Raw genomic sequence first — 23702 nt, 5'->3', positions numbered from 1 at the left:
TGATCGATTCGACACGTTACCGTCGAGTCAGGAGTGTTGTCACCGTCTGAATTGGGAGTGCGTGTGTCTGCAGAAGCTGTGGAGAAGAAGGGCCCGCTCGCGGGCATTCGGATCGTGGAATTCGCTGGATTGGGACCGGGCCCGCACGCCGCGACGCTGTTGGCGGACATGGGCGCCGACATCGTCATCGTCCAGCGCGCAGGGCAGATTCCGCAGGACTCGAACGCAACCGACCAGATCAAGCGCGGCCGCCGCATCGTCGAGGCCAACCTGAAGGATCCGGCCGACGTCGCCAAGGTTCTCGATCTCCTGGGCCGCGCCGACGTCCTCATCGAGGGCTTCCGCCCCGGCGTCATGGAACGCATGGGACTCGGACCCGACGTGGTGTCGGAGCGCAATCCGCGCCTCGTTTACGCCCGTATGACGGGCTGGGGACAGGAAGGACCGCTCGCCAACGCCGCCGGTCACGACATCAACTACATCTCACTGACCGGTGTCCTCAACGCCATCGGACGCAAGGGTGAACGCCCCGTCCCGCCGCTCAACATGGTCGGCGATTTCGGCGGCGGTTCCATGTTCCTGATCTTCGGCATTCTGTCGGCTCTCGTCGAGCGCTCGACGTCCGGTAAGGGCCAGGTCGTCGACGCGGCGATGGTCGACGGAACCCTCGCGCTCTCGCACATGATGTGGGCATTCCGCGGTCGCGGCGTCTGGTCCGACGAGCGCGGCGTCAACCTCCTCGACACCGGCGCTCCGTTCTACGACACCTACGAGACCTCCGACGGCAAGTACATGGCCGTCGGATCCATCGAACCGCAGTTCTACGCATTGTTGCTCGAGGGCCTCGAACTCGATCCCGCGACGCTCCCTCACCAGATGGACACGTCCAAGTGGGACGACATGAAGACGCTCTTCACCGAAAAGTTCTTGTCCAAGACTCGCGACGAGTGGGCCAAGATCTTCCTCGGCACCGACGCCTGCGTCTCCCCTGTCCTGACTTTCGCCGAGGCTCCGTCCAACGAACACATCGCGGCCCGCGGTTCGCTCATCGAACTCGACGGCGTCACTCAGCATGCTCCCGCACCGCGCTTCTCGCGCACGCCCACCACGACGCCTGCTGCGCCGGCGCGTGAGGCGACGGATATCGACACGGTCTGGACCTAGGGCCTTCGGCCCCGTGCGCGGTTAAGGAGCCTCAGGACTCTCTAACCACGCACGGGGCGTCAGCCCAACCTGTAGAACCTGAACATCTCGTGCTCGATCGGCAGCACGTCAACCCGCTCGAAACCGGCGGCCTTGGCATAGCTTTCGAGTGTCGAGTGCCTCATCACCGTCCCGGTGGCAACGCTCCCCGGATGCGACAGGCTGTCGGGCAGGCAGCACGTCAGCGAAAAGCCGTACAGCAATTGCTCGATCGGACCCGCCTCGGGATCGAACACATCTGCCGTTCGTTCGTCCATGACGATCACCGGGGCGCCCGGCTGGGCAATCGCCCGAGCCGTGGACAGAAATCCCACCGGATCCGGAACGTCGTGAAGGCATTCGAAAGCGAACACGGCATCGTAGGTCCCGGCATCGACTCGCCCGGCCTCAGGAGCCTGTCCGGCGACGTCGACCAACGAGAAATGTACTCGGTCGTCCACCCCACGATCGTGGGCGTTACGACGGGCAGCGTTCACCGATGCCGCGTCGACGTCGAAGCCGTGCACTTCGATCTTCGGGTATCCGAGGGCGAGCGCGATCGACGACCAGCCCTCCCCCATCCCGAGATCAGCGACCTGCCCGCCGCCGACAAGAATGGCGTGCAGGTCGGTGACTACCGGCAGGAACTGCTGACAGAGCTGCTGGAGATACATCGGCCGGTTCAGCAGCGCCTGGCCCTCGCGAGCATCGGGGCCCATCGATTCCCACGTGACTCCCCCGCCGTGACGATAAGCGTCGAGTAGACGCGGCATCGACGACGTCGTCGCGACGAACAGCCTCGCCAACGGCGCCAGGAAAAGCAGGTTCTCGTCGTCGACCAGAACATCGGCGTGGGCCTGCGGCAGGCTGTACCGGCGATCGGCATCCGAATTGACCTCCACATAACCGGCGACGGCCTGCTGCTCGAGCCACTCCCGCGCATACCTTTCGACGGTCCCTGTCCGGTCCGCCAGCTCCGTCGACGTGAGCGGGGCGTGATCGCTCAGCGCGCGGTACCAGCCCAGCCGGTCGCCCAGATACACAGCCTGCAGCTCCGACGCCCCGAGCGTGGCCGCGAACAATCGTTCTGCGAGCGCGTCCGCCGCACTGGTTCCCGCTGCGCCTGTACCGTCTACCGCCGTCATGCCCTACCTCCTGGTTTCACACCACTTTCAGGGTGTGTACCCAGTTCTCAGACGACGACCATTCGTTGGTCTGCCGTGTCGCGATCCGTCGCGAGGGTGTCGTACGCAGCGGCGATGGACGCGACGCCGCGAATGAGGTCCTCGGGAGAACGTGCGTACGGCACGCGGATGAATCGTTCGAACGCACCTTCGACGCCGAAACGGGGGCCGGCGGCAAGGAGTACACCGAAGTTGGGTGCCACCGCCGCCAACGCCGTCGAGACTGGCGCGGACATTCGCATCCACACCGACATTCCGCCGGAGCCGATGGTGGGACGCCAGTCCGGCAGATGCTCTGCCACTGCACCGAGGAGTACCGCACGCTGTTCTCGCAGAACTTCGCGACGCTGTTCGAGCAACGAGCGGTCGTCGGCGAGCAAGTAAGCGGCTGCCAACTGATCCATGACGGGAGTACCGAGGTCGACCGCGGCACGCGCCCCCACCAACTGGGTGATGAGCGCGGCATCGGCGCGAATCCAACCGACACGTAGCCCGCCCCACAGCGACTTCGCGGTCGAACCGAGCGTCACCACTTCGGTTTTCGCCGCGCCTCGCCCATGTGAGGCGACCGGCGCCGGCGGCGGTGCGTCGAGCCACAGGTCCACCATCGTCTCGTCGACGACCAGAGTCATTCGCGTTTCGTGCGCAATCTTCGCAAGCTCGGCGCGGCCGGAAGAGTCCATGCAGAGGCCGGTCGGGTTGTGAAAGTCGGGGATCAGGTATGCCATTCTGGCAGCGGTTTGCCTTGCTGCACTTCGAATCCCGTCGAGATCCCAGGCTCCGGCCGCCGCGAACTCCGGTCGGACCGGAACCGGCACGGGCCGAGCACCGTTTCGCCGAATCGCTTCCAGCGCATTGGGGTACGTCGGATGATCGACCAGCACTCGCTCGCCGGGTGAGGTGAGCACCGACAGCAACAACCGAAGCGCGTGCTGCGCACCCGAGGTCACCATGATCTGTTCGGCGGTGGTGGGAAGACCCCGCGCCGTGTAGCGCTGCGCGATCACGTCACGCAAGTCGGCGATCCCGACCGGTTCCATCCCGTGCGTGGGCAGGAAGTTCGGAAGTTCCTGCAGCGCAGACGCATACGCCAGTTCGACCTGAGCGGCGGGAGCTGCCATCGCCGCGTAACTGAGGTCGACGACGGGCCCACTCGGCCCCGGTTGGTGGGAGCGGAACATCAACCCGTTCGGCCGCGCGCCGGCGGGCAAAGCCACGGTGCTTCGCGAACCCTGCCGGCTGATCAGATACCCCTCGTCTCGCAGCACCGAGTACGACGACGTGATCGTGGTTCGACTGAGTTCGAGCACCGCCGCAAGTTCACGCTCACTCGGCAGTGCGACCCCCAGCGGAACGCGACCGTCATGCACGAGCAGGCGGATACCGTCGGCAAGCGCACGGTACGCGGGCCTGCGCCCGGACTCTTCCTGCCAGGACCCCAGATCGCGCGCAAGCGAACGGGCACCGAGAACTCGAGTCATCATGCAGTCCAGTATCGACAACTTGGCTATGTAACTCAATACCAGTCGAGTTGATCATATGTCCATGACTACCTTCGCAACCCTGATCGGCATCGGACTCTTCGTGGCACTCGTATACTTCTTCGCGCCCGCTGAAGGTGAAGGTACATACATTCGTTTGGAGCAGTTTCGCCTGGCAGCACCCCTCGGCGGCATCTTCCACGACAAGACTTCAGACCGCGAAAACGACGCTGTCAGACCCCCGTGCGATTGTGATCAGGGGGAAGAATTCACTGATCTCAGTCCAGTTGCGTAAAACTGGACTCTTTTCGCACTCAGAAAGTCTCCAGAGAGGGATTGCATGCCGGCTTCCAAAAAGATCCTCTACATCGATCTCGACAACACCTTGGTCAACTTCCAGTCGGGCATCGATCGCCTGACCGACGGCGTCCGGGAGAAGTACAAGAACGACCTCGACGAAGCGCCGCACATCTTCTCTCGCATGGATCCTCTCAACGGTGCTATCGACGCCTACCACCAACTGGCGCAGCAGTTCGACACCTACATCCTCTCGACAGCGCCGTGGAAGAACGCCACAGCCTGGCACGACAAGGTTCTATGGGTCCAAGAGCACCTCGGCATGGAGGAGGGCAGCGTCGCGTACAAACGTCTGATCCTCTCGCACCACAAGCACCTCAATCGAGGCGATTACCTCGTCGACGACCGCGGAGCAAACGGCGCAGATCGTTTCGAGGGCGAGTGGATCAAGTTCGGCAGCACCGAGTTTCCCGACTGGAAGACCGTCACCGCACACTTGTCGAAGCTGGCTTGAAACACGAATCCCCGCTCCTGCTTGCAGGAGCGGGGATTTCGAGGGAACGAACTAGCGGACGATCTCGCGCCGGACGATCGTCTCGTCGCGGCCGGGACCGACACCGATGCAGGAGATGAACGCACCCGAAAGCTCTTCGAGCCGAAGCACGTAGTTCTGCGCATTCTGCGGCAGTTCCTCGAAGGTGCGAGCCTCCGAGATGTCCTCCCACCAGCCAGGCATCTCTTCGTAGATGGGCTTGGCGTGGTGAATGTCGCTCTGCGACATCGGCATTTCGTCGTGGCGGACACCGTCCACCTCGTACGCGACACAGATCGGCACGGTGTCGAGGCTGCTCAACACGTCCAGCTTGGTGAGGAAGTAGTCGGTGATGCCGTTGACGCGCGTCGCGTAACGCGCGATGACTGCGTCGAACCATCCCGTACGACGAGCGCGTCCGGTGGTGACACCGACCTCGCCGCCCTGCTTCGCCAGGTATGCGCCGTGATCGTCGAACAGCTCCGTCGGGAACGGACCGGAGCCGACACGCGTCGTGTACGCCTTGAGGATTCCGAGCACCGTGGTGATCTTGGTGGGACCGATGCCCGAACCGACCGCCGCACCACCCGAGGTGGGGTTGGACGAGGTCACGTACGGGTACGTGCCGTGGTCGACGTCCAGCAGAGTGCCCTGCGAACCTTCGAGCAAGACGGTCTCGCCGCGCTCGAGGGCGAGGTTGAGCTCCAGGCGCGTGTCCGAGATGCGGTGCTTGAAACCCTCGGCCTGCGTCAGTACCTCTTCGACGACCTGCTGCGGGTCGAGTGCCTTGCGGTTGTAGATCTTGACCAGCACCTGGTTCTTGAATTCGAGTGCTGCTTCGACCTTCTGGGTCAGGATCTTCTCGTCCAGGACGTCCGCAGCACGGACACCGACACGGGCGATCTTGTCCTGGTAGCACGGGCCGATACCGCGGCCGGTCGTGCCGATCTTCTTCGCTCCCAGGAAGCGTTCGGTGACCTTGTCGATGGCCACGTGGTACGGCATGATCAGGTGCGCATCAGCAGAAAGCAGCAGGCGGGACGTGTCCACACCGCGCTCTTCCAAGCCTGCCAATTCGGTCAGCAACACACCCGGGTCGACGACGACACCGTTACCGATGACGTTGTTGACGGCGGGGGTGAGGATTCCGGACGGGATGAGGTGCAGTGCGAACTTGTCACCGTTCGGCAGAACCACGGTGTGTCCGGCGTTGTTACCGCCCTGGTATCGCACGACCCACTGAAGCTGCTCGCCCAGTAGATCTGTAGCTTTGCCCTTACCTTCGTCGCCCCACTGGGCGCCGATCAGGACGATTGCCGGCATGACGTTGTCTCCTACGGTCGACGTGCAGCAGTTGTCCCGCCGCATTGGTACTGCCTGGCTTCCGCGCACATGATGCAGCGCCGAACTGTTGCAGTGACCGAAGGAGCAGTCTAGCCCAGAGCACCAGACCAGACCTGACGGTCCAGAATTTGGCCGGTGACCATCACGATTGCGAGTCGACACAGAGACTCGCACTAAGATCGTCGGCAGTGATTCGGACGGCCATTTCGGGGAAGGGTGGCGAGGTCCCACTACCCGAGAAGAAGTCTTGATCGAGCTAGGAGTGGCTTTGACCCCTGTGGTGCTCAAATGTGGCGATTCGCCGGTTCCACTCCCCCTGGGTGAACTCACGTCGTTCACTGTCCCTGAACTTCCGGAGAAGCAGGACTTCGACGAGGCCCTGTCCCAACTGCAGGTCGTCACGGAGCCTCGCTTGATCGTCGTGGGTAACGACGGCGCGTTTGCCGCGGCATTGACACGGTTGATGCGACTGGAGCGACTCAACGTCGAACTCGCCTACGTCACCGAGAACAGGTCCGACGCAACCGACGCGTACAAACTCGCAACGGGTGCCCGGGCTGCGCGCACGGCGTTGAAGGGCACAGTCCACACCGTGCCGCTCATTCGCGACGACGCCGGAATCGCGCTGGTCGGTGCGGCAACTGTCACGGGTCCGGCCGATGCCGCCGAATTGATCGGCGAGGCGTACGTCGACGACAACAAGCTGTTCTCCGGCACAGTCCCCGGTATCCGGATTGTGCCGAGCCCCAAGCTCCCCGGGATCAAGGCATCGGTCGACCGCAAGAGTCGCTGGAGCGGGCGACGCTGGCTGGAAGGCCGAGCCATTCAGCTGGGCTCGCCGGCAGCGCGTCTGGTTCGCGACGGGGTGGCCAACCCACGCGATCTCAAGCGTTCGACCTTCTACCGGCACGACAAGACTTGGTTGTTGGTCAGGTGAGAACCGGAGCAGCACGGTCGGCGGTTCGGCCGAGCCCTGTCTTCCTCGGCGTCGTTGCGATCACCGTCATCGCCGGTGTTGTCGCCTGGAACTCGACGTGGGGTTCCATCGCGGGCCGGGCGGGTGTTTTTGTCCTCGTGGTCGCCGGCTGGGTGGTCACGCTGTGCTTGCACGAGTTCGCCCATGCATATCTGGCGTGGCGTCACGGAGACACCGACGTCGAGGCTCGTGGTTATCTGACGCTCAACCCGCTCAAGTACAGCCATCCGATGCTCTCGATCGGTCTGCCGGTGCTGTTCATCGCCTTGGGCGGCATCGGGCTTCCCGGCGGCGCCGTGTACCTGCGCACCGGGATGTTCCCGCCCAAGGTGCAGGCGCGAATATCGCTCGCCGGTCCGTTCACGAACGCCGTCGCCGCGGTAATTCTCCTCGTCGTCATACGTACGTACGGCTCGTCGGCCGAGCATCTGACGTTCTGGGCCGGCCTCAGTTTCCTGGCCTTCTTGCAGGTCATGGCAACAGTTTTGAACCTGCTCCCAGTCCCCGGTCTGGACGGTTACAACGCACTGGAGCCCTACCTCGCACCCAACGCACGGCACCAACTCGACCAGTTCAAGCCGTACGGACTGCTCCTGCTGGTTGCGCTCCTGTTCGTCCCGCAGATCAATGTCGTCTTCTTCGACGCGATCTACTGGATCTTCGAACTGAGCGGTGTGTCCGACTACTACGCCATGCTCGGTAACGCCCTCATGCGTTTTTGGACGTGATCGAGTGCACTGGAGGAGACTCGTGAGAGTCTGACATTTCAGACATTCATTCTTCTTCAGGAGAGCATCGATGATTGCGACGTCATTTCAGTCCGGCGGAGTGGAGTACACCCTCACGCGGGCCGAGATTCGACACGTGGAAGCACTGATCGACTTGCTCGCCGACGACCCGATCGGGAGCACCCGGGAGACGACCAACCCCGAGGCCCGAACGATCTACGAGGACGCATTCAAGCGAATCGACGAGGATCCGGCGCAACTCCTCGTCACCGTTCTGGTCGGTGACGCGGTAATCGGCACCATGCAATTGACCTTCATTCCGGGTATGAGCCGAATGGGGGCGACACGACTGCAGATCGAAGCTGTTCGCGTCCACGAGGATTACCGGAGCAAGGGCATCGGCAGTTCGATGATCCGTTGGGCCTGCGAAGAAGGTGCCCGGCGCGGCGCGTTCCTGGCGCAGCTCACCTCGGATCAAACTCGCAAGGAAGCTCACGACTTCTACGAGCGACTCGGATTTGTCGCCTCCCACATCGGGTTCAAGAAGTCGCTGAGCTGACACACAGCCACCCAGCCAACCACCCAGACTCCCAAACGCGGGCTCGAGCGCCGGGGCATGGTTGTGCCCCGGTGCTCGCGTCTCGAGTTGTTTCACTTCAGGCTGCTGTCGGTGGGCTGTTCCCGCCGATCGGCTGTTGATACGGATCGATCGACATCGGTGGATAGAACACTGTTTTTCGGTCGGCGCCGATCTCGACCCGCCATTCGGTGTGGTGCATCGTCCGGTGGTGATGACCGCACAACAAGATCAGATTGTCGAGATCTGTTGGGCCACCATCGTTCCAGTGAACAATATGATGAGCATCACACCACCCCGACGGCGTGCCACACCCCGGAAACGCACACCCGCCATCACGAACTGCCAACGCCCGCCGCTGCGGAACAGTCGCTGTTCTCGCTTCCTTACCGCACTCGAGCGGAACACCATTCTCATCCAGGAGGATCCGCGTCACGGTGCAGTCGCACGCCAGCATCCGGGCAGTATCGATACTGATCGGACCTACCCAATCCGTCCATGCGAACCCGAGTTCCTCCGTCGACGGCAGGAGGTCTTTCAACGCTTGGAGGTCCGTCATGTCTTTCGCCGATGCGGTGACCGTGATGTGTGGTTTCACTCCGCCTTCGACCGGGCCCAACCCCGCCCGCTCGTACCGGCGCAGTAGTTCGCAAAACCCGTCCGCGCGCCGCAATGCCGGAGTACGCGTGTCCTTCAGGCCGTCTTTCTCCGGTGTCGGAGCGGACAGGCTCGACAGCAACGTGATCAGACGGGCCCCGTTGATCGCATCCAGATCACCCTTCACAGTCACTCTGCCGTACAAGCCTTTCGAGGCGTAGAACTCGTTGCGCTCCGAATCCTCGCCGACCGGGACGCCGTCCTCACGCTTGCCGTACTGCTTCTCGATCCGCCGAATCGCCGCCCGCACCGCATCACAATCCGCGATGTTCTTCGACGCCAACCGAAGCAGAATCCCGCGGGCCTTGTCCACATCCGCCAGGGTCATGTTCTTCGGTGGATGCTGACGAAACGACGCCACCTGCCGGGCTTTCAACGCATCAACATCACCCCGATGAAACGCATCGCCCACAACGGGTTCGAGCATCAACAACCGCGCCAACCCGACCAGCAGACTGCACTCACCGATCTCCAGATTCGTCGAACCGTGCAACCACTGCGCGATCGCCCGAAAACCCTTCCCGCCGAGAACCTCACGGGAAAACATCTCCACGATCAGCAACACCATCCGCGACTGCAACTCGTGCCGGGCGCGCACCAGATCGAGAACCTCACTCTTGAGGCCCTCGCCATCCAGCTGCCATGCTTCCCGACTGCCCATGCTCAAAGTTTAATCGAACATACTTTCGATAACCAGGGACATAACGGACAACTTCGAGAAGACCTACACTCGAGAGCTGTTGAGATGCATTGCTATTCGCGCAACCGCCGACGCGATTCGTTGACAGAGACTCGCAACTCCCCCAAAGGCACTTCACGACCCGACTCACTGCGCACCTCGACGCGAACACGCTCGCCAGTGGCGTCGTCAGCCACCTCCAACGGTCCGCCTTTTCCGCCGTGCAGATACTTGTCTCCCCACTGCATCAGCGCAAGAACCGCCGGCAGCAGGTCACGGCCCTTCTCGGTGAGCACGTACTCGTGCCGCGTCCGCTTTCCAGGCTCCTTGTACGGCACACGCTCGAACAGTCCCGCCTCAGTGAGTTCTTTCAGCCTCGCCGACGCAACCGCCTCGGTGATGCCGACTCGCGACGCGAAGTCGTCGAAACGCGTTGTGCCGTAATAGGCCTCTCGCAGAATGAGCATCGCGGACCGGGTGCCGACCACTTCCATCGCCCGCCCGATCGAACAGTGTGTGGCCCGCCAGGCGTCGCGATCTTCGAGCACTCCGGTCAGTCGTACAGCGTCCATGCAATTCACCATACCCCCTGGCTTGCCATAACCATAGCCAGAGTCTACATTGCTGACTATGGAACTTCATAGCCAGCCGGTGCGGACTGGGCCGCTCCTCGCAATTCTGTCGGGAGCACCGTTTGTCGCCAGCCTCGATCTTTTTGTGGTCAACGTGGCCTTCGGCGACATCGCCAAGAGCTACCCGGGCCACTCACTCGGCGAGTTCAGTTGGATCCTCAACAGCTACGCGATCGTCTACGCCGCGCTGTTGATCCCCCTCGGACGCTGGGCGGACCGGATCGGGCACAAGCGCGCCTTCATCGCCGGCCTCGCACTGTTCACCCTCGCCAGCGCCGCCTGCGCTTTCAGTCCGTCATTGTGGGCACTGGTGGCATTCCGCATCGTTCAGGCAGTCGGCGCCGCAGCGCTCACCCCGGCCAGCCTCGGCCTCCTGATCAGTGCACTCCCGGCTGCAAAACGTCAATCCGGCGTACGCATCTGGGCGGCAGCCGGCGCGGCCGCTGCGGCATTCGGCCCCGTCGTGGGCGGCATTCTCGTCGAGGCGTCGTGGCGCTGGGTCTTCCTGATCAATGTTCCAGTCGGGATCGTATTGCTCTACTTCGCAATCCGACTCGTCCCGGATACAACACACAAGGACTCCGATGCCGGGATCGACTTCGTCGGCGCCGCCCTCCTCACCGTCGGAATCGGCTCTCTCGCGCTGGCACTCGTCCAGGGACCTGATTGGGGATGGACCGACAACCGCGTTCTGATCGCCTTCGCCGTCGCCGTCGCGACCCTACTTTCGTTCTGGTGGAGCAACTCTCGCCATCGCACTCCGTTGATTGCTCCTGACCTTCTGAAGATCCGCTCCTTTGCCTGGTCCAACGTCACCGCCATCCTGTTCAGCGCGGCATTTGCTGCCGGACTGCTCTCGAACATCCTCTGGCTGCAAGAAGTTTGGGGATACTCGGCATTGCGCACCGGCTTCGCCGTCTCGCCGGGTCCGCTTCTGGTTCCGCTGTTCGCGATCGCCGGTGGATCGCTTTCGCGCAAGTACTCGGCGGGACGCGTCGCCGCACTCGGCAGCCTTCTGTGGGCAGTCGGAACCGTATTGGTCCTCGTCTCGGTTGATTCGACGCCCAACTACGCGACCGGACTCCTGCCGGGCTGGATCATCGCCGGAATCGGTGTCGGCCTTGCCCTGCCGACCATTCTGTCGCAGGCCACGGCGGATCTTGCACCTGCCAGATCGGCCACCGGTAGCGCTATCGTCAGCATGAGCCGACAGATCGGAACCGTTCTCGGCGTGAGTGTTCTGATCGCGGTTCTCGGCTCCTCCGTCGACCCCGACACCTTCCGCCAGGCCTGGTGGGTGATCTTTGCCGTCGCGCTTGTGTCTGCCCTGGCATCGCTGGGAATGACGCCTGCGACCACACCCACCCCAGTTGTCCCTGCTGAATCCGCCATCCCTGAAAGGAATTTGTCATGAGAGACGCAGTTATCGTCGAAGCCGTTCGCACTCCGATCGGCAAGGGAAAGGCGAACGGCGCCCTGCACGGCATCAACGCCGTCGACCTCCTCGCCCACAGCCTCAAAGCGGTAGTCGAGCGCACCGGGATCGATGCCGCGCTGATCGACGACGTCATCGGCGGCGCGGTCAGTCAAATCGGCGAACAGAGCCAGAATGTCACTCGCACTGCCCTTCTCGCCGCCGGCTACCCTGAGTCGGTACCGGGAACCACCGTCGACCGACAGTGTGGAAGTAGCCAACAAGCAGTTCATTTTGCTGCTCAGGGCGTTATTGCCGGTGCGTACGACATCGTTGTTGCTGCCGGAGTCGAGTCGATGAGCCGAGTGCCGATGGGCTCGAGTAGCGTCGGGCGCGAGTCACTCGGTGTAGGTTTCGAAGAGCGCTATCCGGACGGACTGGTACCGCAGGGCATCAGCGCCGAATTGATCGCTGCCAAGTGGGGACTGAGCCGCACCCAACTCGACGAGTTCTCGGCGTCAAGTCATCGGAAAGCCGCGCTGGCAACCGAGAGTGGTTACTTCACCAAGGAACTCGCCACGCTCCCGCAACTGTCGGTCGACGAGGCCATCCGCCCCGGCACCACGGTCGAGACCCTTGCCGGCCTACGGACCGCCTTCGAATCCGACTACTACGCCCAGCGATTCCCACAGATCGACTGGTCCATCACCGCGGGCAACAGCAGCCCGCTTTCGGACGGCAGTTCGGCGGTGATGATCACGACCAGTGAGATCGCCGCGAAACTCGGCCTCACACCGAAGGCACGACTGCACAGCTTCGCTGTCGCCGGCGACGATCCGCTGTACATGCTCACGGCGGTCATCCCGGCCACCGAGAAGGTCTTGGCCCGTGCGGGTTTGACGATCTCGGACATCGATCTGTTCGAGGTCAACGAGGCCTTTGCTCCCGTCGTCCTCTCGTGGGCAGCAGACACCGGCGTCGATCTGTCCAAGGTGAACGTCCACGGCGGTGCCATCGCACTCGGCCATCCGCTGGGCGGCAGCGGAACCCGGATCATGACCACTCTGGTCAACGCTATGGAACAGCGCGGCGCGCGCTACGGACTCCAGACCATGTGTGAGGCAGGTGGGCTGGCCAACGCAACCATCCTGGAGCGCTTGGGCTGAGCAATCACCGCTGGACGGCACTCGGACACTAGTGACCGAGTGCCGTCCATTCGGGATCCGGCTTGCGCGCAACGACCCGGAACACGATTCCACCCCGTCCACTGCGCTGCACCTCGTCGATCAGGAAGCCTGCGTTTTCGAGGTATCCGACCGGTTCGCGGGTGAGGTGATCGGCACCGAACCGTACAGAAAGCGGTTCGACGGCCTTCATCAGCGCCCGTACAACCGTGTTGGTGCTCGGCCCGTGCTCAGCGAGCACGAATCGACCACCAGGCACCAGCACTCGAAATGCTTCGCTGGCAACTCGGTCCGGATCGGGGATCGTGCAGAACGCGTAGGTGGAGACCAATGTGTCCACGCATTCGTCAGGAACATCGAGTGCTTGCACGTCTCCGAGTCGTAGGTCGACTTCGGTCTTCACTCCCTCGGAGACCTTGACCCTGGCCTGATCGAGCATCGCAGTCGAGATGTCCACGCCGATGACGTAGTCGACGTCGTCCCCGTAGAGCGGCAGGTTCAGCCCGGTGCCCACGGCAATTTCGACCACGCGCCCATGCGCCTGATCTACAGCCCATTTCCGGGCGTCACCGAGCACAAAGCGCTCGAAGCGCCCGATCTGTCGGTCGTAGTGCGCCGCCATTGCGTCGAAAGTCTTGGCGACCTGTGCAGTGTCTGGTTCACGCATAGTGCCCCGTTTCGATCGATCTTCTGTGCAGTCTTACACGCGAGCACCGGGTCGGGAAGACCTTTCGTGACGAAGAGCGACCGGCCGCGCGACGCAGTCCCTGACGGATGACCCCGGTATCGTTCCAGGTGACCTGACCTCACCAACGACCATCATGGATAGAGACCTCGTGCGATCAAGTAACTGCGTCACCGGATCGGTCCGGCCACCTTTTTCCACTGATTCCACTGGAGGTCTGTGATGGCCGGAGGACTCTTCGCCCTGCTCGACGACGTCGCAGCCCTGGCTCGTATGGCTGCCGCCTCGATCGACGACGTTGCCGCCGCAACCGGTAAGGCGACCGCCAAAGCGGCAGGCGTCGTCATCGACGACGCAGCCGTCACGCCGCAGTACGTCCGTGGGCTCGCGGCCGAACGCGAGTTGCCCATCATCAAGCGCATCGCCATCGGATCGCTGCGCAACAAGCTGCTGATCATTCTTCCGATCGCTCTGCTGCTGAGTCAGTTCCTCCCCTGGCTGCTGACGCCACTGTTGATGGTCGGCGGCTGTTACCTCAGCTACGAAGCGGTTCACAAGATCTGGGGTGCAATTTTCGGCCACGGTGACCACCACGAGGCCGCCGACGAGCATCCTCGCGACGAAGAAGCAGTGGTTTCCGGCGCAGTCCGCACCGACCTGATCCTGTCGGCCGAGATCATGGTGATCGCACTCAACACCATCGCGGGCGAAGGTTTCTGGAGCCGGTTGGTGATCCTTGCCGTCGTGGCGGTCGTCATCACCGTGGTCGTCTACGGCGTCGTCGGACTGATCGTGAAGATGGACGACATCGGATTGAAGATCGCCGAGACGTCGTCTGGCTTCACCCACAAGGTCGGCCGAGGCCTCGTTCGCGGCATGCCTCACGTGATGTCAGTGCTCTCGGTGGTGGGTACCGCCGCGATGCTGTGGGTCGGTGGCCACATCCTGTTGGTCGGCATCGACGAACTGGGCTTCCACCCGCTCTACGACGCCGTTCATCACGGCGAAGAAGCAGTCAGTGACATCGCCGGAGTCGGCGGGGTACTGGCGTGGATCGTCAACACACTTGCGTCGGCGGCACTGGGTCTGGTGGTCGGCGCCATCATCGTCGCAGCTCAACTGGGTATCACCCGCCTGCTCGCAAAGCGTTCTGCAACGGCCTAGTCACTGCGAGTTGTGGCGGAGCACCATCTGCTCCGCCACAACTCGCAGTCCTTCACGCAACGACCGTGGCTCGAGCGCTTCGACGTCCGCTCCCAAACCGATCAACTGCGAGAGCGCGACAGCTTCGCTCTCGAGTTTCAGCTCGGCACTCACCCATCCGTCGTTGTCCTCTGGCCCCACTTCGACGGCAGCGGCAAGCTCACCCACCACATCGGGGAGCCGGCGCCTGCCCTCTGGTGACAACCGCACGCGACACTCGAAGCGAAGCAGCGAACGGTCGAACTCGGCCATCGACGCCGCCCACCACGACGGCAGATCGAAATCCACCGGCCGAGTGAACGAATCATCTTCTACCACGGCATTTTTGATGCGGCCGACTCGAAACGACAGCGTTCGACCGTTCATCCCCGCCACCAGATACCAAACACCGGCTTTGATGACCAGACCCAGCGGATCGACCGTCCGCTCGCGATCGCGATAGGCGAAGCGCAGTCGGCGCGAGTCCAGCACAGCGGATGTGACGATCGGAAGCGCAGAGATGTCGTCGACGCCGCCGAACCAACCCGGAACGTCTACCAGGATTCGGTCCTGCCACAGTCGTGCACTCTCGCGCAGGGGACCGGGCAGGGAGCGGAGCAGTTTGGCCCCCGCCGAACCGACGGCGTCGGATCGCCCGAGATCTGCAGCGATGGACGGCACGCCCAACAGCATGAGTGCGGACGTCTCGTCGTCCGTCATACCGGACAGCTTGGACTGCCAACCGTCGAGCAGACGGATGCCACCACCGGGGCCGCTCTCGGTCCAGATCGGCACGCCGGCAGCCGACAACGAGGCCACGTCGCGGTAGATCGTCCGCACCGAAACGCCGAACTCTTCGGCCAACTGATCGGCGATAACGCCGCGACTCCCCTGCAAACGCAGCATGAGTTGGAGCAACCGCGCGGATCTCATGGACCGAACATTACCGAGAATCACTGACAGAAGTTGTCAGGAATAGGGGTGCACAATGACCGTCATGGTCACTTGGAAGCAGTTCTCCGAAGAAGTACCCGCTCTTGCCGACGCGGTCCAAGCACGATTCAAAGCCCACAAGCATCACGTCCTCGCAACGCTGCGCAAGGACGGTTCACCGCGCGTGAGCGGCACCGAAGTCGAAATCCTCGACGGGCGTCTGGTGCTCGGTTCGATGTTCGGCGCACTCAAGGCGAAGGATCTCATCCGTGACGGGCGCTACGCCCTACACAGCAATCCCGGTGAGCACACCATGGAGGGCGGCGATGCGAAGATCGCCGGAATCGCACGCGAGGTGACCGGCGACGAGTTCGAAGCCGTGCTCGCAAGCTACACCTACGAGGTTCCGAAACCCCTGCACCTCTTTGTCCTCGACATCGACGAGGTGGTGCACACGACGGTCGACGACGAGCACATGTACGTCGATCTCTGGAAGCCGGGCAAGGAGATCACCCGCTTCACCAAGTGACGTTCTTCTCGCAATGCTCGCCGTTGGCACACGATTCCACCTGAACGGTGGCGTGGGAAAGACCGTGACTCTCGAGGACGGTGCGCGCGGATTCCAGAACGTTCGACGAATTCGCGTCACTGGTCAGGTGGACCGTCGCGACATCCATGCCGGTGGTGAGCGTCCAGACGTGTAGGTCGTGAACACCCATCACGCTCGGCAGCGCCGCCAGGTCGGCCTCGACCGCTTCGACGTCGACGTCGGCCGGCGACGCCTGCGTCAGAATGCGCAGCGATGCTGCGGCCAGTTTGATCGCACGCGGCACCACCCACAGCGAGATGAGAACACCGACGACGACGTCCGCCCACGTCCAGTTGAACAGCAGGACAAGGCCACCGGCGATCAGAACTCCGACGCTACCGACGGCGTCTGCAAGCACTTCGAGGTAGGCGCCACGCACCGCGAGGCTGTCCTTGGAATCGCCGCGCAGCATCAGCATCACGACGATGTTCGCGGCCAGACCGGCGGCCGCAGTGATGATCAGGGCGCCGCCCGGGATCTCGGGTTCGTTACCGATGCGGCCGATTGCCTCGTAGAAGACCCAGGCGGCGACGGCCAGCAGCATCACGGCGTTGGCCATGGCGGTCAGCACTTCGGCGCGGTGCCAACCGAAGGTCCTGGCCGCGGTGGTGCTGCCCTTCTTCGCGAGCAGCAAAGCCGTCAATCCCATGGCCATGCCCACCACGTCGGTGAGCATGTGGCCGGCGTCGGCAAGCAGCGCCAGCGAGTTGATCAGAATGCCGACCGTAGCTTCGAGTACGAGAAATGCAACGAGGATCGCAAGCGCGATCGCCATTTTCTTGATGCGTTGCGGTGACGGCCCTACTCCGACCGAATCTGCTGCCGAGTGGCCGTGTGAATGGCCGTGCCCTGCTCCCATTTGTCCTGTTCCCTCCCAAGTCCTTCTCAGAGCATATGCATACATTCGCATACATACAATGAGTTGCTCAGTGAGCGGGAAAAGGCAGAGGTCAGTGATCCGGCTCGTACGCCGGGTGCGGCACAGTGGGCGGCAGAGTGGCGATCGACGAGATGCGCTTCATGCCTGCTACCTGCAAGAGGTCGACGACCAGCGATCGAATCTGGGCAAACACCACCGTCGAGGACAGGCCTGCGTTCTCGACGATCGCCGGTTTCAGTTCCTTCGCCACCGAGCGCAGGACGCGCGCTGCCTCGGCCTGATCAGGCTGCTCCCCCGGCTCCGCCAGGATCATGTCCTTGAGAACTTCGACGGCTTTCGACAAGCGCTCGACCTGAGCCACCAGACGAGGATCGAGGATCTCGTCGTCCCTGACCAACGTCAACGAACGACGCGCGAGCACTCGAATGTTGCGCATCGCGTTGTCGATGGGATCGGCTGTCGCCATGAGCCTTTCGAGGCGCGGTCGACTGTTCCAGTACAGCGGGGAGATTCGGCTGATCTCGCGCCCGCCGAGGAGGTTGCTGCGCAATCCGTCGATGGCACCCTGAGTTGCGCGCGCCTTCTGCAGCGCCTTCACGATCGGGTCCGGGTCGTTCGCGACGAGGCCGTCTGCCACCAATTGCAGTACCTCTGACGCTGTTCCGAGGATCGATGCAGCGTCCTTGCGTGCGCGTCGTACCGGGTGCGTGGGGATGATCGCGACCACCGCGATGCCCACCAAACCACCGACAAGGGCGTCGATCATGCGATCGGGCCCGCCGCTGCCGCCCGGTGGGATCAGCGTCGCCACCAGCACGGCCGAGTTTCCGGCCTGCATGGAGAAGATCGGCCCGCTGTTCAGTAGCACCGCGACGGACATCGCCAGCACGACAACCAAACTGATCTGCCAGGGTCCGCTCCCGATGCCGGAGATGATCAGGTCACCGATTCCGATACCGACCGTGACACCCGCAACCAACTCGAACGAACGTCGTAGTCGGGCGCCCAACGACAGACCGAGCGAGACCACGGCGGCAATCGGCGCGAAGAACGGCGCATGGTGCCCGATCACCGTGGTGGCAACCCACCACGCCAATCCGGCCGCCAAGGCACATTGAATGATCGGTAGCGCCGACGTCTGAAGCCGACGCACCGATTTGCGAGCACGGTCCTTGATACCGGCCCGGCTCGGACGGAAACTGCTAACCGAGGCCAAGCGCTTCGGCGGCGTTGGGATCGCAGTCTTCGAGCAGATCTAGGCAACGCGCGTACTCGTCGGCCTCACCGATCGTCTTCGCGGCCTTGGCCAAGACAGCGACGCAACGGAGGAATCCGCGGTTCGGTTCATGGCTGTAGGGCACAGGACCGAAACCCTTCCAACCGTTACGACGCAGTTGGTCGAGTCCGCGGTGGTAGCCGGTACGCGCGTAGGCGTAGGCAGTGATGGTTTCGCCCTTGTCCAGGGCAGCCTCGGCGAGGTGGGCCCACGCGATGGAGGCAGTGGGATGGTCGGCCGCGACCTGGGCCGGGTCAGCGTGGTTGAGCAGTGCCGATTCCGCCTCGTCGTCGCCGGGAAGCAGAGTGGGCTTGGGTCCGAGCAGGTCACCGAATTGGGTCATGCGCTCATTGTGCCCGCTACGCCTTTCTGCCACAGGACCGCCTCGCCGACGGTCGGAGTTATGCCCGGTACATACCGGTCGTTACCCTGACATGGTCATTGCCGCATAAGACCGAAGGGTTACCCGTGCCGGACTCGAAAGACGACAACTCGAAAAAGAGCGCAGCCCCGAACGGTGCGCCCGAGAAGTCGGCCCCGACCGAACCTGCGACTGTGGCGATCCAGAAGGCAGACAAGAACTCGAAGGCGGACAAGAACTCGAAGGCGGGCGGCGACGCCAAAGCCGCCAGCGCGCCAACCGTCGCGATCCCCAAGGCAACGCAGGCACCCACAGCAACACCAGCAGAAGCACCGACACCCCAGCCCAAGCCGGAGCCCGCCACCGTCGCGATTCCGAAAGCCGCGCAGCCGACACCGCCACCCCGGCAAGCTCCAACCCCGCCGCCACCGCCACAGCGCGCCGCGCCTCAACCGCCACAGCGCTCCGCACCTCAACCGCAGCAGCGCGCCGCACCTCAACGTGTGGGTGTCGCAGCGACCCCACCGCCGGCCCAGCCGATGCCGACTCGCATCGAGCCTGCCGCGCCGGAAAAAACCAAGCGCAGCGGCAAGGGCTGGTACATCGCGGCAGCAGCGGCCGGCGTCGCCGTCCTCGCGGCAATCGGCATCGCAGTCTTCGTCTCGTCCAACAGCGGTAGCGGCGAAAGCTCACCTGAAGCCCAGGTTCAGACCGCCATCTCGACGTACGTCGATGCTCTTCAGACCGGTGATCTGGCGACTCTACGAACGTCGACGTGTGGCGCGCTGGGCGAGTACTACCGCACTATTCCGGACGCGGCGTTCGCTCAGGTCCACGACAATGCCGTCGCTCAGAAGACGATCCCGCAGGTCGGAGCCGTCGATGCGGTGCGCATCACCGACGACACCGCGATCGCTCAGGTCCAGGCAAGTTTGCCGAGCACCGGCGAACAGTCGTGGCGCACGTTCGACCTCGAGCGCCAGGACGGCACGTGGAAAGTCTGCGATCCCAGCAAGTAAGCACCTGAACAGAAAATGCGCGCCGACGAGAAATTCGTCGGCGCGCATTTTGTTCTGTGTAGCTGAGTTGTGAAGCCGATCAGCCTGCGGACACCGAGCGTCCGGCCGACTTCAGGTCGTTGCACGCCTCGACGACGCGAGCCGTCATGCCTGCTTCGGCCTTCTTGAGGTAGCTGCGCGGGTCGTATGCCTTCTTGTTTCCGACCTCGCCGTCGATCTTGAGGACGCCGTCGTAGTTGGAGAAGAAGTGTCCGGCGATCGGACGGGAGAACGCGTACTGGGTGTCGGTGTCGACGTTCATCTTGACGACGCCGAAGTTCAGCGAATCCTCGATCTCGGACTTCAGCGATCCCGATCCACCGTGGAAGACGAAATCGAAGGGCTGCGAGCCTGCGGCCAGGCCGAGCTTGGCAGCGGCGACCTTCTGGCCCTCTTCGAGAACCTCGGGCTTGAGCTTGACGTTGCCCGGCTTGTAGACGCCGTGGACGTTGCCGAAGGTGGCTGCGAGCAGGTACTTGCCCTGTTCGCCGATGCCCAGAGCATCGACCGTCTTCTCGAAGTCTTCACTCGAGGTGTAGAGCTTGTCGTTGATCTCGGCCTCGACGCCGTCTTCTTCGCCGCCGACGACACCGATCTCGACCTCGAGGATGATGCGTGCAGCCTTGGAGAGGGCGAGCAGTTCCTTGGCGATTGCCAGGTTCTCGTCGATCGGGATAGCCGAGCCGTCCCACATGTGCGACTGGAACAGCGGGTTACGACCGGCGTCGACGCGCTCCTGCGAGATCGCGAGCAGCGGACGCACGTAGGTGTCCAGCTTGTCCTTCGGGCAGTGGTCGGTGTGCAGCGCGATGGTGACGTCGTACTTTGCCGCGATCACGTGTGCGAACTCGGCGAGCGCAACAGCGCCGGTGACCATGTCCTTGACGCCCAAACCGGAACCGAACTCGGCGCCGCCCGTCGAGAACTGGATGATGCCGTCACTGCCGGCGTCCGCGAAGCCCTTGATGGCTGCGTTGATGGATTCGGAGCCGACACAGTTGATGGCGGGGAAGGCAAAGGAATGCTCCTTGGCCCGACCAAGCATCTCGGCATAGACCTCGGGAGTTGCGATAGGCACGGCGGGAGTCCTCCATATACGTGTCGTTCGGAGCGCTCGGCGATGTGAAAGCGCTTCGTGTGGTCCTAGCAGTATGGCAAGTCCGACTCGTCACGTCTCTTTGCGGTCTCGGCCGCCGCCACTGACGCGATGACCTGCGGTGGTGGGAAACACTCAGATTCGGCCGGTACTCTGGCCCCCGTGAATGTGCAGGCAGCAACTGAATCCGTGACGAACCTGGCCTTGCTGCCCGGCTTCCTCGATCCCGTGAACCTCTTGAATTCCTTCGGAACGTGGGTTCTGGTGGGACTGCTTCTGGTGGTCTTCATCGAATCAGGGCTGCTGTTTCCGCTCTTGCCCGGCGATTCTCTGCTCTTCACCGCAGGGCTGATCGCGGCTTCCAAGTCCACCGAGATCGAACCGTTCGCGCCGCTGTGGGTGCTCCTGGTGACGATTCCGATCGCCGCGATTCTGGGTGACCAAGTCGGGTTCTACATCGGCGCCAAGGGCGGAACTGCCCTGTTCAAGACGGACGACGCGCGGTTCTTCAAGAAGAAGTACATCGACGAGTCGCATGCCTTCTTCGAAAAGCACGGCCCGATCACCATTATCCTGGCGAGGTTCGTGCCGATCGTGCGTACTTTTGCACCGGTTGTCGCGGGCGCCTCGAAGATGAAGTACTCACTGTTCCTGACCTACAACATCGTCGGCGGCATCCTGTGGGGTGCCGGTGTGACTTTGCTCGGCTACCTCCTGGGGCAGATCGAATTCATCCGCGACAATGTCGACTACATCTTCATCTTGATCGTCCTGGTGTCGGTTCTGCCGATCGTCTTCGAAATCGGAAAGCGAATTCTGGCGTCGAGACGTGGTGAATCGGCGAATACTTCCACTACGGACAATTCGACGGTGACAGTCCCCGAAGACCCCACCCCCTGATTGCAGAACGAGGCGAAGAACTGACCACGATGACGCTCGCATCCGGCAGTTTCTCCCCACTCGAGACTGCCGGGCCCCTGTTGGTCTGGATTATCGTCGTCACGTTCGTCTTCATCGAGTGCGCGATCATCCTCGGGTTGTTTCTCCCTGGTGACTCGCTGCTGATCACAGCCGGAATCGTGCTTGCCGGTCACGAATCCGGTGCAGGCCACGTGTGGGCGCTGTCGGTGGGCGCGATGATCGCTGCCATTGCCGGCAACCAGGTCGGGTACGTCATCGGCCACCGGACGGGCAACCACATCAAAGCCCGTAAGGGCGGCAAGTACTTCACCGAGAAGAATCTGCACCGCGTCAACATCCTGTTGGAGAGACACGGGTTCTGGGCCGTCCTGATCGCCCGCTGGGTTCCGTGGGTTCGCACCCTGTGCCCGATGGTCGCAGGCGCAGCCAAGATGAACCACACGCGCTACACCATCGCGAGCACCATCGGCGCGATCATCTGGGCACCGGTACTCCTGCTGCTCGGTTTCTACGGTGGCTCGTTCCTCGATCGCGTTCCGTGGTTGCTGCCCGCCGTGCTGATCGTGATGATGGTCAGCTTGGTCATCGGCACCGCTTTGGGAATCTGGCAGTACCGCAAGGAAATGGCCCGACCGGCCGAAGACGTCGAGGTAGAAGAAGTCCTCGACTAGAAGCTGTCTGCTCAGTGCAGGTGGCTCTGGTCCCACGCCGGAAGCGGGTCGTCGTAGCGAATCCAGACCCGCGGTCCTTCGCGTAGTTCGTCATCGGTCAGCAGAGCCGGATCGAGGATTCGCGACGGCGTCGCCGGGTCGAGTTTCACTCCGATGAACACGATCTCCTGCCCTGGCACCTCCGCTGCCGACGCCCACAGTTGCGCCGGTTCGATGACGAGGTTGGGGCCTGCCTGCGACCAGATAGCGGCGAACTCGGGCCTACTGGCGATCCAGCAGAAGCCTTTGCTTCGCAAGAGTCCCGCGAACTGACCGAGCGCAGCCTCGAGTCGCGCCGGATGAAAGGGGCGCGAGGCTCGATACGTGACGCTGCGTATTCCGTACTCCTCGGTTTCCGGGGTGTGCCCGCCGGCCAGCTCCTCGTCCCAACCGGGTACTTGCGCAGCCAGTTCCGGGTTGTAGAGACCGGTTTCGAGGACGCGATCGAGGGTGACTTTTCCGTGGTCGGTCCGAATCAGCTGAGCAGTGGGGTTGAGCCTTCGAAGCGTCGCCTCGACGGTTCCCGCCGCCCGCGGACTCACCAAGTCGGTTTTGTTCAGCAAGATGACGTCGGCGAACTCCACCTGATCAACCAGGAGATCGGAGATGCTGCGTCCGTCCCCCTCCCCGGCTTCGAGGTTGCGCTCGTCCAGTCGCTCGCCTTTTGCCAGCTCGCCGAGGAAGGTCGACGCGTCCACCACGGTCACCATCGTGTCGAGCTTCGCGAGCGAGCCGAGGCTGAAGCCGTCCTCGAATTCCCAGTCGAAGGTGGCCGCCACCGGCATCGGTTCGGAGATGCCGGTGGATTCGATCACCAACTGATCGAATCGCCCCTCTCGGGCCAGCGCGCCGACGGCGTCGATCAGATCCTCACGCAGCGTGCAGCAGATGCATCCGTTGGTGAGCTCGACCAACTTCTCCTCCGTGCGATCGAGGTGGCCCTGGCCCGCGACGAGCGCCGCGTCGATGTTGATCTCGCTCATGTCGTTGACGATGATGGCGACCCGACGGCCGTCTCGATTGGCGAGGATGTGGTTGAGGAGTGTGGTCTTGCCTGCGCCCAGAAATCCGGACAGCACGGTTACCGGTAGCTGCTTCATTCCTTAATGGTAACCATTGTCATTATCGACAACGGGAGGCGGGC

The 23702-nt window shown here is 62.9% G+C and carries 25 protein-coding genes; 13 read left to right on the top strand and 12 right to left on the bottom strand.

Annotation, left to right across the window (positions count from 1 at the left end; genetic code table 11):
• Positions 1 to 63 precede the first annotated feature (63 nt).
• Positions 64 to 1164 (top strand): CaiB/BaiF CoA transferase family protein, encoded by a 1101-nt coding sequence (locus B0E55_RS18875; protein ID WP_080910225.1) that lies wholly within the window; start codon positions 64 to 66, stop codon positions 1162 to 1164.
• A gap of 59 nt (positions 1165 to 1223) precedes the next feature.
• On the opposite strand, the gene B0E55_RS18870 is transcribed toward B0E55_RS18875, so the two are convergent.
• Both B0E55_RS18870 and yczR read right to left on the bottom strand, forming a co-directional pair.
• Complete coding sequence (locus B0E55_RS18870) at positions 1224 to 2327, bottom strand: class I SAM-dependent methyltransferase (RefSeq protein ID WP_080910199.1); 1104 nt, start codon at positions 2325 to 2327, stop codon at positions 1224 to 1226.
• Between the two features lie 47 nt (positions 2328 to 2374).
• On the bottom strand, positions 2375 to 3850 hold the full coding sequence (yczR, locus tag B0E55_RS18865) for a MocR-like transcription factor YczR (protein WP_019749471.1): 1476 nt from the start codon (positions 3848 to 3850) through the stop codon (positions 2375 to 2377).
• A gap of 61 nt (positions 3851 to 3911) precedes the next feature.
• Between yczR and B0E55_RS18860 the strand changes: the two genes are divergently transcribed.
• Together B0E55_RS18860 and B0E55_RS18855 are read left to right on the top strand one after the other, a co-directional pair.
• Complete coding sequence (locus B0E55_RS18860) at positions 3912 to 4142, top strand: hypothetical protein (RefSeq protein ID WP_003944349.1); 231 nt, start codon at positions 3912 to 3914, stop codon at positions 4140 to 4142.
• Positions 4143 to 4187: 45 nt separating this feature from the next.
• Positions 4188 to 4658, top strand: coding sequence for a 5' nucleotidase, NT5C type (locus B0E55_RS18855; RefSeq protein ID WP_080910198.1), 471 nt, complete (start codon positions 4188 to 4190; stop codon positions 4656 to 4658).
• Between the two features lie 51 nt (positions 4659 to 4709).
• On the opposite strand, the gene B0E55_RS18850 is transcribed toward B0E55_RS18855, so the two are convergent.
• Positions 4710 to 5999: an adenylosuccinate synthase gene (locus tag B0E55_RS18850; protein WP_003944351.1), complete on the bottom strand. Its 1290-nt coding sequence runs from the start codon at positions 5997 to 5999 to the stop codon at positions 4710 to 4712.
• Between the two features lie 283 nt (positions 6000 to 6282).
• On the opposite strand from B0E55_RS18850, the gene B0E55_RS18845 reads away from it, so the two are divergent.
• The 3 genes from B0E55_RS18845 to B0E55_RS18835 all read left to right on the top strand — a co-directional run bounded on the left by B0E55_RS18845 (position 6283) and on the right by B0E55_RS18835 (position 8283).
• Positions 6283 to 6957, top strand: a complete 675-nt coding sequence (locus tag B0E55_RS18845) for a hypothetical protein (protein WP_019749469.1) — start codon at positions 6283 to 6285, stop codon at positions 6955 to 6957.
• Positions 6954 to 7724, top strand: coding sequence for a site-2 protease family protein (locus tag B0E55_RS18840; RefSeq protein WP_080910197.1), 771 nt, complete (start codon positions 6954 to 6956; stop codon positions 7722 to 7724). Before B0E55_RS18845 ends, B0E55_RS18840 begins: the two co-directional genes overlap by 4 nt.
• A 70-nt stretch (positions 7725 to 7794) precedes the next feature.
• Complete coding sequence (locus tag B0E55_RS18835) at positions 7795 to 8283, top strand: GNAT family N-acetyltransferase (RefSeq protein WP_020968817.1); 489 nt, start codon at positions 7795 to 7797, stop codon at positions 8281 to 8283.
• 97 nt (positions 8284 to 8380) lie between these two features.
• Here the strand turns inward: B0E55_RS18835 and B0E55_RS18830 are convergent, their stop codons facing one another.
• Entirely contained in the window at positions 8381 to 9619 is a 1239-nt protein-coding gene (locus B0E55_RS18830) for an HNH endonuclease signature motif containing protein (protein WP_080910196.1), read from the bottom strand.
• Between the two features lie 92 nt (positions 9620 to 9711).
• The gene (locus B0E55_RS18825; protein ID WP_003944415.1) at positions 9712 to 10209 is read right to left on the bottom strand and encodes a winged helix-turn-helix transcriptional regulator; all 498 of its coding nucleotides are present in this window, start codon (positions 10207 to 10209) and stop codon (positions 9712 to 9714) included.
• 58 nt (positions 10210 to 10267) lie between these two features.
• On the opposite strand from B0E55_RS18825, the gene B0E55_RS18820 reads away from it, so the two are divergent.
• Both B0E55_RS18820 and B0E55_RS18815 read left to right on the top strand, forming a co-directional pair.
• A complete protein-coding gene (locus B0E55_RS18820; protein WP_080910195.1) occupies positions 10268 to 11683 on the top strand; it encodes an MFS transporter in 1416 nt (471 codons plus the stop codon).
• Positions 11680 to 12849: a thiolase family protein gene (locus B0E55_RS18815; RefSeq protein ID WP_080910194.1), complete on the top strand. Its 1170-nt coding sequence runs from the start codon at positions 11680 to 11682 to the stop codon at positions 12847 to 12849. Before B0E55_RS18820 ends, B0E55_RS18815 begins: the two co-directional genes overlap by 4 nt.
• Positions 12850 to 12877: 28 nt before the next feature.
• Here B0E55_RS18815 and B0E55_RS18810 read toward each other — a convergent pair whose 3' ends face one another.
• A complete protein-coding gene (locus B0E55_RS18810) occupies positions 12878 to 13534 on the bottom strand; it encodes a class I SAM-dependent methyltransferase (RefSeq protein ID WP_003944335.1) in 657 nt (218 codons plus the stop codon).
• Positions 13535 to 13774: 240 nt separating this feature from the next.
• On the opposite strand from B0E55_RS18810, the gene B0E55_RS18805 reads away from it, so the two are divergent.
• The gene (locus B0E55_RS18805; protein ID WP_020968812.1) at positions 13775 to 14716 is read left to right on the top strand and encodes a DUF808 domain-containing protein; all 942 of its coding nucleotides are present in this window, start codon (positions 13775 to 13777) and stop codon (positions 14714 to 14716) included.
• Here B0E55_RS18805 and B0E55_RS18800 read toward each other — a convergent pair whose 3' ends face one another.
• Positions 14717 to 15667 carry a helix-turn-helix transcriptional regulator gene (locus B0E55_RS18800; protein WP_021334683.1) on the bottom strand — a complete coding sequence of 317 codons (951 nt, stop codon included), beginning with the start codon at positions 15665 to 15667 and terminating at the stop codon, positions 14717 to 14719.
• A gap of 64 nt (positions 15668 to 15731) precedes the next feature.
• Between B0E55_RS18800 and B0E55_RS18795 the strand changes: the two genes are divergently transcribed.
• Positions 15732 to 16196 carry a pyridoxamine 5'-phosphate oxidase family protein gene (locus tag B0E55_RS18795; protein ID WP_029254754.1) on the top strand — a complete coding sequence of 155 codons (465 nt, stop codon included), beginning with the start codon at positions 15732 to 15734 and terminating at the stop codon, positions 16194 to 16196.
• Here B0E55_RS18795 and B0E55_RS18790 read toward each other — a convergent pair.
• The 3 genes from B0E55_RS18790 to B0E55_RS18780 all read right to left on the bottom strand — a co-directional run bounded on the left by B0E55_RS18790 (position 16186) and on the right by B0E55_RS18780 (position 18755).
• Positions 16186 to 17115: a cation diffusion facilitator family transporter gene (locus tag B0E55_RS18790; protein WP_019749454.1), complete on the bottom strand. Its 930-nt coding sequence runs from the start codon at positions 17113 to 17115 to the stop codon at positions 16186 to 16188. The two genes, B0E55_RS18795 and B0E55_RS18790, sit on opposite strands and share 11 nt — an antisense overlap.
• A gap of 91 nt (positions 17116 to 17206) precedes the next feature.
• Entirely contained in the window at positions 17207 to 18352 is a 1146-nt protein-coding gene (locus B0E55_RS18785; protein ID WP_019749453.1) for an FUSC family protein, read from the bottom strand.
• A complete protein-coding gene (locus tag B0E55_RS18780; RefSeq protein WP_080910193.1) occupies positions 18339 to 18755 on the bottom strand; it encodes a DUF3151 domain-containing protein in 417 nt (138 codons plus the stop codon). The genes B0E55_RS18785 and B0E55_RS18780 overlap by 14 nt, the downstream gene beginning before the upstream one ends.
• Before the next feature lie 125 nt (positions 18756 to 18880).
• Between B0E55_RS18780 and B0E55_RS18775 the strand changes: the two genes are divergently transcribed.
• A complete protein-coding gene (locus B0E55_RS18775) occupies positions 18881 to 19792 on the top strand; it encodes an Rv0361 family membrane protein (protein ID WP_080910192.1) in 912 nt (303 codons plus the stop codon).
• Positions 19793 to 19871: 79 nt separating this feature from the next.
• On the opposite strand, the gene fbaA is transcribed toward B0E55_RS18775, so the two are convergent.
• Positions 19872 to 20909: a class II fructose-bisphosphate aldolase gene (gene fbaA / locus B0E55_RS18770; RefSeq protein WP_021343256.1), complete on the bottom strand. Its 1038-nt coding sequence runs from the start codon at positions 20907 to 20909 to the stop codon at positions 19872 to 19874.
• 180 nt (positions 20910 to 21089) lie between these two features.
• Here fbaA and B0E55_RS18765 point away from each other — a divergent pair, with 180 nt between their 5' ends.
• Entirely contained in the window at positions 21090 to 21827 is a 738-nt protein-coding gene (locus B0E55_RS18765; protein WP_029254751.1) for a VTT domain-containing protein, read from the top strand.
• 29 nt (positions 21828 to 21856) lie between these two features.
• On the top strand, positions 21857 to 22519 hold the full coding sequence (locus tag B0E55_RS18760) for a DedA family protein (protein ID WP_019749448.1): 663 nt from the start codon (positions 21857 to 21859) through the stop codon (positions 22517 to 22519).
• A gap of 11 nt (positions 22520 to 22530) precedes the next feature.
• Here B0E55_RS18760 and B0E55_RS18755 read toward each other — a convergent pair whose 3' ends face one another.
• On the bottom strand, positions 22531 to 23658 hold the full coding sequence (locus B0E55_RS18755; protein WP_080910191.1) for a GTP-binding protein: 1128 nt from the start codon (positions 23656 to 23658) through the stop codon (positions 22531 to 22533).
• Positions 23659 to 23702 lie beyond the last annotated feature (44 nt).

The sequence above is a fragment of the Rhodococcus sp. 66b genome (genome assembly GCF_002076325.1).
Lineage (GTDB): Bacteria > Actinomycetota > Actinomycetes > Mycobacteriales > Mycobacteriaceae > Rhodococcus_F > Rhodococcus_F erythropolis.
The sequence above is the reverse complement of the archived record's forward strand: the minus strand, read 5'-3'. Positions and strand labels throughout refer to the sequence as shown.